The 12,514-nt window shown below is 60.3% G+C and carries 11 protein-coding genes; 5 read left to right on the top strand and 6 right to left on the bottom strand.

What is annotated here, in order from left to right; all coding sequences use genetic code 11:
- Positions 1-35: 35 nt before the first annotated feature.
- The 4 genes from ASD32_RS25405 (at position 36) to ASD32_RS25390 (ending at position 4,089) form a co-directional block, all read left to right on the top strand.
- Complete coding sequence (locus ASD32_RS25405; RefSeq protein ID WP_060640812.1) at positions 36-581, top strand: DUF1003 domain-containing protein; 546 nt, start codon at positions 36-38, stop codon at positions 579-581.
- Between the two features lie 215 nt (positions 582-796).
- Positions 797-1,219 carry a TadE/TadG family type IV pilus assembly protein gene (locus ASD32_RS25400; protein ID WP_060640811.1) on the top strand — a complete coding sequence of 141 codons (423 nt, stop codon included), beginning with the start codon at positions 797-799 and terminating at the stop codon, positions 1,217-1,219.
- A gap of 1 nt (position 1,220) precedes the next feature.
- On the top strand, positions 1,221-2,954 hold the full coding sequence (locus tag ASD32_RS25395; protein WP_060640810.1) for a pilus assembly protein TadG-related protein: 1,734 nt from the start codon (positions 1,221-1,223) through the stop codon (positions 2,952-2,954).
- Between the two features lie 214 nt (positions 2,955-3,168).
- Positions 3,169-4,089, top strand: a complete 921-nt coding sequence (locus ASD32_RS25390) for a hypothetical protein (protein WP_060640809.1) — start codon at positions 3,169-3,171, stop codon at positions 4,087-4,089.
- A gap of 128 nt (positions 4,090-4,217) precedes the next feature.
- Here ASD32_RS25390 and ASD32_RS25385 read toward each other — a convergent pair whose 3' ends face one another.
- From ASD32_RS25385 to rpiA, 5 genes are all read right to left on the bottom strand, one after another.
- Positions 4,218-4,616 carry a GFA family protein gene (locus ASD32_RS25385; protein ID WP_060641003.1) on the bottom strand — a complete coding sequence of 133 codons (399 nt, stop codon included), beginning with the start codon at positions 4,614-4,616 and terminating at the stop codon, positions 4,218-4,220.
- 120 nt (positions 4,617-4,736) lie between these two features.
- Positions 4,737-6,110: a 3-deoxy-7-phosphoheptulonate synthase class II gene (locus ASD32_RS25380; protein ID WP_060641002.1), complete on the bottom strand. Its 1,374-nt coding sequence runs from the start codon at positions 6,108-6,110 to the stop codon at positions 4,737-4,739.
- Positions 6,111-6,386: 276 nt separating this feature from the next.
- Complete coding sequence (gor, locus tag ASD32_RS25375) at positions 6,387-7,778, bottom strand: glutathione-disulfide reductase (RefSeq protein WP_060640808.1); 1,392 nt, start codon at positions 7,776-7,778, stop codon at positions 6,387-6,389.
- 182 nt (positions 7,779-7,960) lie between these two features.
- Positions 7,961-8,512: a DUF2059 domain-containing protein gene (locus tag ASD32_RS25370; protein WP_060640807.1), complete on the bottom strand. Its 552-nt coding sequence runs from the start codon at positions 8,510-8,512 to the stop codon at positions 7,961-7,963.
- A 197-nt stretch (positions 8,513-8,709) separates the two neighbouring features.
- Positions 8,710-9,402, bottom strand: a complete 693-nt coding sequence (gene rpiA, locus ASD32_RS25365; protein WP_060640806.1) for a ribose-5-phosphate isomerase RpiA — start codon at positions 9,400-9,402, stop codon at positions 8,710-8,712.
- Positions 9,403-9,622: 220 nt separating this feature from the next.
- On the opposite strand from rpiA, the gene ASD32_RS25360 reads away from it, so the two are divergent.
- The gene (locus ASD32_RS25360; RefSeq protein WP_060641001.1) at positions 9,623-10,300 is read left to right on the top strand and encodes an HAD family hydrolase; all 678 of its coding nucleotides are present in this window, start codon (positions 9,623-9,625) and stop codon (positions 10,298-10,300) included.
- Positions 10,301-10,616: 316 nt separating this feature from the next.
- On the opposite strand, the gene ASD32_RS25350 is transcribed toward ASD32_RS25360, so the two are convergent.
- Positions 10,617-12,494: a murein L,D-transpeptidase gene (locus tag ASD32_RS25350; RefSeq protein ID WP_060640804.1), complete on the bottom strand. Its 1,878-nt coding sequence runs from the start codon at positions 12,492-12,494 to the stop codon at positions 10,617-10,619.
- Positions 12,495-12,514 lie beyond the last annotated feature (20 nt).

The raw sequence follows: 12,514 nt of genomic DNA, 5'->3' as shown, positions 1-12,514 counted from the left end.
AAAACAGGGCAACGTTTTCTCAACGGAGCACGCCCATGCCGCATCTTGACGAAATCTCCCGCACCCTCTTTGGCAAAGCCAGCAGCGAACTCGGAGCCATCGAGCGCCGGGTTCTGCACCATGCCAAAGAACGCAAGATCGTCTCCGAGGACACCAATGCCAGCTTCATTGCCGGACAAGGGTTTGGCGACCGGATGGCCGACAGCATCGCCCGGATCGGCGGTTCCTGGGGGTTCATCATCGCCTTCCTGATTTTCCTGGTTGTCTGGGCCTTCGCCAATACGGTCTTGCTGACGCGCGATGCCTTCGATCCCTACCCCTTCATCTTCCTCAACCTGCTCTTGTCGATGATCGCCGCCATCCAGGCGCCGATCATCATGATGTCGCAAAACCGCCAGGCGATGAAGGATCGCTTCGATGCCTCCAAGGATTACGAGGTCAATCTGAAGTCGGAAGTGGAGCTGATTTCGCTGCACAACAAGATCGATACGGTGCTGTTGCGCGAGATATCCGAACTTCGCGCAGATGTCGCCCGGTTGCAAATTCAACTCGCGCAATACAGAGATAAGGACAACCTGTAGATGTGAACAGGGTTGTACAATTTACATGCAGTTGATGCATTCTTCATCACACTCAACCAAAAATGTCGCAACTTAAAATCGAAATTCAGTAATTTTTTGGGGTCTAAACCTAAAAACCGATCTTTAGAGCAGGGAAAAAATTAAGAAATACAGCACACGATATAGGTGTAGAGGCCCTGGCATAACGGCTTCCTACAAACCTGGGAGTGTGTTTGATGTCTCTGATATCGCGGATGCGCGGCGATACCAAAGGTGCGGCGGCGCTGGAATTTGCCCTGGTCGCCCCACTGTTCTTCCTGACGATTTTCAGCATGATCGGCTATGGCATTTATCTGAGTGCCGCGCATGCCGTGCAGCAGATCGCCGCCGATGCGGCCCGCACCGCAGTCGCTGGCCTGTCGCTGACGGAGCGAAAAAGTCTCGCGCAAAGCTTCATCCAGTCATCGACGCTGAAGTACCCCTTCATCACCCCGGCAAAGCTGAAGGTTGATGTCGCAGATGACGCAAAGAACCTCAACCAATTCACCGTGACCATCGTCTACGACGCGAGCGACCTGCCGATCTGGAAGCTGTTTTCCTTCGCGCTGCCCGACGAAAACATCAGACGTTACGCAACCGTAAGGCTGGGAGGCATTTGATATGATCCGCGATACGCTGAAACGCTCCAATATTCTGACCAACACATCCGGCAATATCGGAATGTCCGCAGCCCTCGTTCTGCCCCTCGTCGTTCTGTCCCTCGGGCTTGGCGTCGATTTCGGCTATCTGACGCTGCAAAAGCAGGAACTGCAGGGCGTCGCGGACCTCACCGCCATCGTCGCTGCCTCCGATCTGCCCAATCTGGAAACTGCGGCGCGCAACCACTTCAAGACCAACGGCCTTTCCATGGCGATCGCAACCAAGAACGGGCTGATCAACCCGGACGGCAAAGTCATCCCGAAAGATCAGTTCGCAGCGAAAAACGGCATCGCCACGATCGTCACGGGGCGCTACGTGCCCGACCCGTCGCTGCCAACCGGACAGCGCTTCATCGCCAATGCCACGCCGGCGGATGCAGCCCAGGTCACGATCGAGAAGGAAGGCACGATCCACCTCGCGGCCATGTTCAGCAAACCGCCGACGATGAGCGCGACCGGCACTGCAGCCAGCACCAAGCTTGCCTCCTTCTCCGTCGGCTCAAGGCTCGCCAGCCTCAATGACGGAATTCTCAACCAACTCCTCGGCCAGATGCTCGGCACCACCATTTCCCTGAAGCTGATGGACTATCAGGCTCTGGTGAATGCGGATATCAACATCCAGCCCTTCCTCAAAAACGTCTCCACCCGTCTGAACCTGACGGCGGCGAGCTATGACGATGTGCTGAAGGCCAATATCACCATGCCACAGCTGCTTGCCTCCATGCAGGCGGTGCAAGGGGTCTCCGCTGCCGCAAATTCCGCGCTCAAGGCGCTGGAAACCGCGACAAAACTCAACAAGAAGACCTTCACTCTTTCGCAGATCCTCAACATCGACCCGAAGAAGGCGATCAGCGTCAATGCCGGCTCGAACTGGGCCATGAAGGTCAGCGCGCTCGATATCGTTTCAACGGCCGCAGCTCTTGCCAATGGCAACAAGCAGATATCGCTCGCCGCCATCGCCGGCCTGCCCGGCATTGCCTCCGCCAGCGTCAATCTTGCCATCGGCGAACCGCCGGTTACCACGCCCAGTCACAGGCTCGGCGCACCGGGTTCGGCCGTGCGCACTGCACAGACGCGGCTGATGATAGAGGTCAATATCGACGGTCTGGCGCTGCTGGCCGGTTTAAAGATCAAGCTGCCGATCTATGTTGAAGTGGCTTATGCCGAGGCCAAGCTTGCCGATATCCGCTGCTATGGCGGATCGGCCACCAACGCCAGCGTTTCGATCGATGCCGTTCCCGGCGTCGCCGAGATCGCTATCGGCACGGTCAATCCAACCGTATTGTCAAACTTCAGCAGCGACGCAAGGGTGGAAAAAGCGCGCATCCTCGATTCCCTGCTGGTGAGGATCGACGGCATTGCCCATGTCGAAGCCACGAACCTGAAGCCCCAGAGACTGACCTTCAGCCCGTCCGAAGTTGCGGCAAACTCCCTCAAGACGGTTTCGACCAAGGATATCCTGACCTCGGCGACGCAAACGCTGCTCAACAATCTGGACGTCGATATCCAGGTGCTGTTCCTGACGCTCGGCAGCCCCAAGCTCGTTCAGGCAGCGCTCGCCCAGACCTTGGGCGCCGTGACCCCGGCGATCGACACGCTGATCTACAATCTGCTGCTGGCGGTCGGTGTCCGGGTCGGCGAGGCCGATGTGCGCGTCACCGGCGTCAACTGCCTGCAGCCGGTTCTGGTTCAATAAACGTAGAAACGCGCTTTTCTCCTCTGACCGGATGGCAATATCGCTATCCGGTCTTTTTATTTGAATAGATCGCCCCTTGAAACCGTCTCTTATTTACACGCTTTGGTGAAACAATTGATGGACTTAAACCGTTTTGCAAGAGACATACCTTCACAATAGGATCTCAGCCGATTCCCGGCGCGACGCAGCACCCGTAGGAACTTTCGCCAACATCATGACCGGCAAGCCGTCATCCGCGATCTATACTGACGAAACCGGCCTCGCCTCAGAGGTTGATCTGTTTGCGGCCAATCCTGCCCTGTTCCCCATCCTGCAGCAGGGTGCGCGGCACATGATCGAGCTTTACGATCACTTTCCGCGGGTCGCCCGCCTGGTCGCCGCCCAGCAGAAATGGCTGCTGACGCAAGCTGCGTATTCCTTGCATCTCGAGCGCGATCCCTCAGATCCCCTTTCCGGCATCACGGCCGCACGATTGCTCGACCTCATCGCCCAGACCAGCCTTGCCAGCCGCAACACGGCGACTGCCTTTCTCGCCGAATTGCGCGCCTATAAGCTGGTGCGTGACGTTCCCGGATCGCCCAGCAAGCGCAGCCGCCCGCTGGAGCCAACGGACATCAGTCATGAGGCGATGACCTTGTGGTTTCGAGCCCAGATGCGCAGCCTCGACCTGATCGACCAGGGCAGCCGCGTGGCGCGGCTGGAGGCGGATCCTGATGTCTTCCGCTATGCCCAGCCGATCGCCGCAAAACGGCTGATCGCCGATCCCGCATGGCGCGAACCGCCGCTCAGCATCTCCTGCTTCGTCTGGACAGAATATGGCGGCTTGATTCTCGATGATTTCATCACCCGCATTGCCAATGCCGAACCGGAGGACGGGCGCCACTGGGTCGAGGACCTGCGCTTTTCCGAGCTCTCCAGCCATTATTCGCTCTCACGCACGCATGTGCGCCGTCTCTTTGCGCGCGCAGAAGCGCAGGGCTGGATCGGCTGGCTGGATCGCAACGGCAACCGCAACCGGATCTGGGTGACAGCCGATTTCGTGGAGGATTACAAACGCTGGCAGTCGATCAAATTCTGCGCGCTGGACCGGGCTTACAGGGAAGCCGTGCGCCTGATCGACGCCGGCGCGCGCTAGAACGCCCACCTCCCCCTTGAGGGGGGAGGTCGCAGCAACGCTGCGGGTGGGGGTGACGGTCAGAGACGCACAAGTCACCCCACCCCGGCACTGCGTGCCGACCCTCCACCTCAAGGGGAGGGTAAAGTTCAGGCATCCGACTGCGCAAATTTGGGCAGGTCATCATCGATTTCGTAGAAATCGCCCTTATCGGCACAGAAGATGTGGATGCCGAATGCCAGGCCGGTCGGAGTGTCGAAGGCTCCGGCCATGATCGATGAATAATCGTCGCCGTCCCGCTTCCAGATGAGCGCCGAGCCGCATGTCCGGCAAAAGCCCCGGCGGGCTTGCGGGCTGGAGCGATACCAAGTGATGTTCTCCGCGCCTTCGATCTCCAGGTGGCTGTCCGCAACATTGGTGGCGGCGTAGTAGAGCCCGGTCTGCTTGCGGCACTGGGAACAATGGCAGGCGGTCACGGCGCGCAGTGGCCCCTGTGTGCGCAGCCGCACCGCGCCGCAATTGCAAGATCCCGTATGGACATCCGTCATGCTCATCCCTCTCGACAGTTCTTGGCCCCGCAACCGGGCATGAAAAAACCGGGCCAGCTTCGTCAGCCAGCCCGGTTCTGTCAAATTCAATGCGCGAAAGACTGTTATCAGCCGCGCTGATCAGCCGTTGACGACCATCCGCTTTTCGTCGCGGCCGCCCTTCATGCGCTCGGCAAGAAGGAAGGCCAGTTCCAGCGCCTGGTCGGCATTGAGGCGCGGATCGCAATGGGTGTGGTAGCGATCGGCGAGATCGGCGCCCGACAGCGCGCGCGCGCCACCGGTGCATTCCGTGACGTCATTGCCGGTCATCTCGATATGGATGCCGCCCGGATGCGTGCCCTCGGCGCGGTGGATCTGGAAGAAGCTTTCGACTTCTGACAGGATCCGCTCGAAGGGACGCGTCTTGTAGTTGTTGAGCGTGATCGTGTTGCCATGCATCGGGTCGCAGGACCAGACGACCTTGCGGCCTTCCTTTTCGACCGCACGAATGAGGCGCGGCAGGTTTTCAGCCACCTTGTCATGGCCAAAGCGGCAGATCAACGTCAGACGGCCGGCTTCGTTCTGCGGGTTGAGCAGGTCGATCAGCTCGATCAGGCCATCGGCCGTCAGCGACGGACCGCATTTGAGGCCAAGCGGGTTCTTGATGCCACGGCAATATTCGATATGCGCGTGATCGGCCTGGCGCGTCCGGTCGCCGATCCAGATCATGTGGCCGGATGTGGCATACCAGTCGCCCGAGGTCGAATCGACGCGGGTCAGCGCCTGCTCGTAGCCGAGCAGCAGCGCCTCATGGCTGGTGAAGAAATCGGTCTCGCGCAGGTTCGGATTGGTTTCCGGCGTAATGCCGATCGCCTTCATGAAATCCATGGTTTCGGAAATCCGGTCGGCGAGCTTGCGGTAGCGCTCGGCCTGCGGGCTTTCCTTGACGAAACCGAGCATCCACTGGTGCACGTTGTCGAGATTGGCATAGCCGCCCATCGCGAAGGCGCGCAGTAGGTTGAGCGTCGCTGCCGACTGGCGGTAAGCCATGATCTGGCGCTCGGGGTCCGGAATACGGGCCTTTTCGGTGAATTCGATACCGTTGATGATGTCGCCACGATAGCTCGGCAGCTCGATATCACCCTGCTTCTCGATATTGGAGGAGCGCGGCTTGGCGAACTGGCCGGCAATGCGGCCGACCTTGACCACAGGCTGCTGCGCGCCGAAGGTCAGCACGACAGCCATCTGCAGGAAAGCGCGGAAGAAATCGCGGATCGTGTCCGCGCCATGTTCGGCAAAGCTCTCGGCGCAATCGCCGCCCTGCAGGAGAAAACCCTTGCCTTCCGAAACATTGGCGAGCTGGCTCTTCAGGCGGCGTGCCTCACCGGCAAAAACCAGCGGCGGATAGGTCGCGAGCTGCGCTTCGGCGGCTGCAAGCGCTGCCATATCCGGAAAATCCGGCACCTGCTGGATGGGCTTCTGCCGCCAGCTGTTCGGGGTCCAATTCTGTACCATGTCGATCACCTGTTCTCTTGCGCAAGGTCCGCCGCAGCAGCAGTTGCATCACCGGATCCCCTCCGGGCAATGCCGCCTGAAACCGGTTTTGAACCGCGTATCAACGGCACAATTCCTGAACCGCAGCCTTCCCTTTCCGGAAAGCGGCGATTTTGCGGATGCGGGCTTATAAACGTTAACATGGGGATTGCAAAGCCATTGTGCCAGCAAAGTGCGCCGACCCTCCAACGCACCCTGCCCTATAGTGCCATGCGTATGGCGGAAGAGGCCGCCGCCCTAGCTGATCCGCTCGCCGTTCTTGATCCGGTAGCTCGGATTGTACATGGTCACAAGCTCTTCCGACGCCGTCGGGTGCACCGCCATGGTCCGGTCGAAATCGTCCTTGGTGCAACCGGCTTTCAGCGTAATTCCAAGCAATTGCGCCATTTCGCCGGCCTCATGGCCCAGAATATGCGCCCCCAGAACCTTACGGTCGGCAGCGTTGACGATCAGCTTCATGATGGTTTTTTCGCTGCGCCCCGAAAGGGTCGCCTTCATCGGGCGGAATTCGGCGCGGTACACTTCAAGGTCCTCGAATTTCTTTGAGGCATCCTCTTCCGACAGGCCCACCGTGCCGATTTCCGGCTGCGAGAAGACGGCGGTGGCGATCAGATCATGATCGGGAGACGTCGGGTTGCCCTTGTACTCGGTCTCGATGAAGCACATCGCCTCGTGGATCGCCACCGGCGTCAGCTGCACGCGGTCGGTCACGTCACCCAGCGCATAGATGCCGGGCGCGCTAGTGCGCGAAAATGCGTCGATGACGATCGCGCCGCGTTCGTTGACGGTCACACCGGCCGCATCAAGGCCGAGCCCGGTGGTGTTCGGCACGCGCCCAAGCGCCAGCATCACCTGGTCTGCGGTCAAGGTGCCATGCTTCATCGTCTCGGCCACCAGCCTGCCCTCGGCATTCTTGGTGACGGACTGGATCAGGTCCTCGCAGAGGATGCGGATGCCCTTCTGTTCCATTGCCACATGCAGGCCGCGCCGCATGTCCTGGTCGAAGCGCGACAGGATTTCCTTGCCGCGATAGATCAGCGTCGTCTCGACGCCGAGGCCATGGAAGATATTGGCGAATTCGACGGCGATATAACCGCCGCCGGCAATCACGATCGATTTCGGCAGTTCCGGCAGATCGAAGGCTTCGTTGGAGCTGATGCAAAGCTCATGGCCCGGCAGCGCTTCGTGCGGCGTCGGATGACCGCCGACCGCAATGACGATACGCTCCGCCGTGACGGTTTTGCCGCTGTCGAGCAGTTTGATCGTGTTCGGTCCGGTCAGTTCTGCCCTGGTGTGCAGGATCTCAGCGCCGGCATTGGCCAGCCCCTTCTGGTAGAGACCCTCCAGCCGGGTGATTTCCGTGTCTTTCGCCGCAACCAGCTTTTTCCAGTCGAACGTGCTTTCACCGACGGTCCAGCCAAACCCTTCGGCATCCTCGAAATGCTCGGCAAATTGCGAGGCATAGACATAAAGCTTCTTCGGCACACAGCCGCGGATCACGCAGGTGCCGCCATAGCGGAACTCTTCGGCGATCGCCACCTTCTTGCCCATGGACGCGGCAAGCCGGCCGCTGCGCACGCCGCCGGAACCGCCGCCAATAACGAAGAGGTCATAATCGAAAGAAGCCATGATGAGATACTCCCGGCCGGGTCATATGCGAAGGAAGGCGGAGCGCGGGGCAAGACTGGCGATTCCACCGTGTGATGTGTGAAGGTGATATAGGGTGGCAGCCACCAAAATGAAAAGCCCGGAATGACCCGGGCTTCAGCAAATCGTCGTGACAATCACTGCCGGGAACCGGCGGCGGTGTCTTATTGGGCAGGCGTCGCAGGCGCTGCGCCATCGGCCGGCTGCTGGCCGGCACCGAGCGTCGCGCTCAGTTCCTTGGTTGCAGCCGCGTTCAGATCGCGGGAAATGCCGGCCCCCCAGATATTGGCGGCCTTGACGAGTTCGCGCGAGGCGATCGGGCCGTCGTTCAGCAGCTTCTTGCCGGCATCGGACGTGTAGAATGCGGTGATTGCGTTCAACTGCTCGACGGAAAAGGTCTTGGCGTAGATGGTCGCCGCTTCGCGCTCCAGATCGCCACGGCGGGCAGCCAGTTCAAGCGCCTTGGCATCAACCGTCTTGGAGATCAGGTCCTCATAGTTCGGCGAGGACTGGATGAGCGTCGTCTTCAGGCGTTCGGCGAGACCCGGCAGGATATTGTCGAAGCCGCTGGTGGCGTTGATAGCGGCGATAGCGGCGCGTGCGGCCTTGATCTGGTCGTCCGTCACGTCCTGCGCCCGCAGCGTGGGGACCATAACGGCGGAAAGGATAATGGCCGTTGCAGCCACTGTACGGCCGAGACCTGCGAAATTCATCATGTCTGTAACGCTCCTGTCAGTTGATGCCGGGTTGCGCCCGCCTTGTATCTGCGAACCCTGGCATAATTCAAATTTAAAGCGGCCGCCACTGCACCGGACAAGTCCGGCCGGCGGCGCTGCAACAATCCTGCACGGCCACGGCCGCAAGTCTCACGCAGCCACGGCCGCAAAGCCTCGCGCGGCCCGGCCGCAGCCGGTCAAACCGTCATCACCCTCGCCCCCGCCGGACCGGCGATGATGGCCAGAGATGCGATGCCGATGAAAAGTCCGTGTTCGACAACGCCGGGAATGGCGTTCAATTCGCGTGCCAGCGCATCTGCATCAGGAATGCGGCCAAAAGATGCGTCCAGAATGAGATGTCCGCCGTCGGTCATGAACGGCCCGTCGCCGGACGCGCGCACGCTGATCTCGCCGGAAAGTCCGTGCCGCGCGGCCAGCTTTTCAACGGCGATACGCGTGGCGCCCAGGCCGAACGAGTTGACCTCGATCGGCAGCTTGAACGCGCCGAGTGTTTCGACCACCTTCGTTTCATCGGCGATGACGATCATCCGCGCCGACGCGCAGGCGACAATCTTTTCCCGCAAAAGCGCACCGCCGCCGCCCTTGATCAGACGCAGCTGCGGATCCACCTCGTCGGCGCCGTCGATCGTCAGGTCAAGTTCGGGAAGGTCCTCGAGCGATTTCAGCGGCACGCCCAGTTCCAGGCAAAGCCGAGCCGTGCGCTCCGATGTCGGCACACCCTCGACCCGGAAGCCGGACGCCACCTTTTCGGCGAGCAGACGGACGAATTCTTCCGCCGTCGAGCCGGTGCCGATCCCAAGCCGCATGCCGTTTTCGACATAGTCGAGCGCTGCCGCAGCAGCCTTGATCTTCATTTCACGGGCGTCCATGCGCCGCAATCTCCCCAAAAACGCACCGGTGGGCGACGGTAAAACCTGCCGCCGCTTCGTTCCGTTGAGACGTTTACACGGCTGCAACACCAAACAAAAGCCCCCATGGCGGCCAGAATGCAAAAGCAAACCGGCGCTGCCGCAGAAAGTTGCGATTGCTTTTCCCGCCCGCTTCGCCTACCCGGATGGCAAGATTTTTCGCCAATTTCAAGAGGTTCCAGTGTCCGCATCCGTTGTCGTCTTTGATCTTGATGGAACCCTCGTCGATACAGCACCCGATCTGGTGGCAAGCCTCAACCATGCCGTCACGCAAGCCGGGCTTGCGCCAGTGACCTATGACGACCTCACCCATCTCGTCGGCCACGGCGCCAAGGCGATGATCGAGCGCACGTTCACATTGCGCGGCCAGACACTCTCCACCACGGATCTGGACTGGCAGATGAAGGAATTCATCGATTTCTATCATGGCTCGATGCCGGGCGATTCGTTTCCCTATCCGGGCGTCGTGACCGCCATGGACCGTCTCACCGATGCGGGCTATACGCTCGCCGTCTGCACCAACAAGCTGGAAATGCTGGCGAAAAGCCTGCTCGAGGGCCTGGGCCTGGCGTCCCGCTTCGCGGCCATCACCGGCGGCGATACCTTTTCGGTTCGCAAGCCCGATGCCGAACATCTGCTATCGACCATCCGCCTTGCCGGTGGATCACCGGAAAAGTCCGTCATGATCGGCGACAGCCTCAACGATATTCTCGTCGCCAGGAACGCCTCCATCCGCTCGATCGGCGTTCCCTTCGGCTATTCCGACGTGCCCATCGAAAGCCTTCAGCCCGATATCATCATCCGCCATTTCGACGAACTGACCCCGGCTTTGATCGAACGCCTGATCGCACGGACGTGATAGTCGCTCAGTTATAAGGGCGGCAGCTTAAAAGCTCTTTTCAGACCGCTCGTAAACTCAGAACACAAGGGTTTGGCAAGAGCCGTACCCCACTCTCCGTCATCCTCGCCCCCGTGGCGGGGATCCAGCGACCCGGCGTCCGTCGGGTCAAAAGACTCTTTCAGCTCAAGGACTTGAGCTGACTGGATTCCTGTGACAAGCACAGGAATGACGGAGGATTTGGCAATCGCCCGATTTCCCAAGTAGCCTACGGGGAACGAATTTATGCATAGCTTGAAGCCGGCTCAACACCGGCTTCGGGAACGGATCAATCGTCTCACCCCTCGGCGCGGCGGGCGAGGCGAGTGGCCTCAAGGGCGCGGTCCATATACATGTCGCGATCATAGACATCATGGAAATATTCGACCGTACCGTCCTTGTTCGGCCATGCGGTGAAATAGGCTACGTAGACCGGGATTTTCTCCGGTACCGACACGCCCTTGTTGCGGCCACCGGCAATCTGCTTGCCGACATCCTCGACCGTCGTTCCAAGCACGGCTGCCGCCATCTTGCGCGGATCGGCCAGGCGCACGCAGCCATGGCTCAGCGCCCGGTCGTCCTTTTTGAAGAAGCTCTTTGACGGTGTGTCGTGCATGTAGATGGCATGCGCATTCGGGAACAGGATCTTCAACTCGCCCAGCGCATTGTCGCTGCTTGGCGGCTGGCGCACGGCGACGCCGGCGGTCGAGCCGTTCCAGTTGACGTCGTAGGACGAAACCGGCCGCCCCTTCACTTCCACCTGGTAGCCGAGACGGTCGAGATAACCGGGATCGTTGCGCAGCTTGGGTAGCATCTCATTGATGATGATCGACTGCGGTACGCCCCAATAGGGATTGAACTCGACCGTCTGGATCTCGTCCTGGAAGAAGAATGTCTGGTGCGCCTTGGAGCCGACGACCACGCGCATGGCAAACTGCTCAGCACCCTGATCGTGGTAATACACCATGAAGGCGGGCTGATTGATGAACACATAGCGGCTGCCGAGATCGCCCGGAAGCCAGCGGGCCTGCTCCATGGCGATCCGCACCTTGGCGGCTTTGCTTTCTGTCGTGTCGCCACCCGTGAGCAGGCGGATCGACGCCTTGCCGACGACACCGTCAGGCGTCAGGCCGTGTTCTTTCTGAAAACCTTCGACCAGCGCCACCAGGTCCGGCGTATAGTCCGGCGTACCCTGATAGGCCGACAGCGTCAGCGCGTGTTCGACCTTCAGCGCATCCGAGCCCTTGGCGCGGATGGCAGCGACCACATTGGCCAGCTCCGGATTGCTGATCCCTGGCTTCAACAAGGTGCCCGGCGCAATCGCAATCCGCGGTGCATCACCGCTCTCGGCCTGAAGGGCCGCCAGTTCGCGCTTCAGCGCCTGAAATTCGACACCGGTCGGCGTCTGCGAATTCAGATAGGCGGCAACGTCATGGCTTCTGGCGATATTCTCCATCTTGCCGGTGAGGTTGACGTCCTTGCGCTTGAAATCGTGATAGCCGGAAATCTTGTTTGGATCGATGCGGCCACGCACGGTGTCAGCGATATAGGTGAGCGTTGCGGCAGACAGTTGGATTTCGAACTCGACCAGCGCCTTTTCGCGCGCGGGCATGTCGTTGCGGTCGAACATATCGGATGGAACCGTGACGGCATAATCCTGCGGATCAAGACCGACGCTTGCCGCCTGCCCCAAAACAGTCAGCGCCGCTTTGGCGGCTGCATTCGGCGCTTCGCCGTCGATCCAGACGAAGCCGTCGCGGCCCGTGTAAAAAGCCTCGACCGCCTTTGCGATATCGGCCGGAGCGTAAGCGGTGACGTCTGGAAGAAACTGGCGCGCACCGGCTGGCGCGTCCACCGGCGCCGTTGCCGAAACGTCGGTACTGACGGAACCGGTCACCACAGGATCGACGAGCTTTGCCGTGGCGATCCGGCGCAGCGGCTCGGCCTTATAGGTATAATATTGCGGCGACGTCACCTTGGGCAGCGGCCGTGCCGCCTGTTTCTGCACGGGCTGTGTCTGCTCGACACCCGGCAAAGGCTGGTATTCCTCGGCAACCGGCCTCTTCTTGCGGAAAAGATCCATGAGGGTCAGCGCTTCGGCATTGTGCACACCGAGAGAGGCAAACGCGCACCCGGTCATCAGTGTCACGATCGCAGCAGTCTTCATCAACTTCATTGGCTCACTCGTCCCCGTAT

This window comes from Rhizobium sp. Root483D2 (assembly GCF_001426685.1).
Lineage (GTDB): Bacteria > Pseudomonadota > Alphaproteobacteria > Rhizobiales > Rhizobiaceae > Pararhizobium > Pararhizobium qamdonense.
The sequence above is the reverse complement of the archived record's forward strand: the minus strand, read 5'-3'. Positions and strand labels throughout refer to the sequence as shown.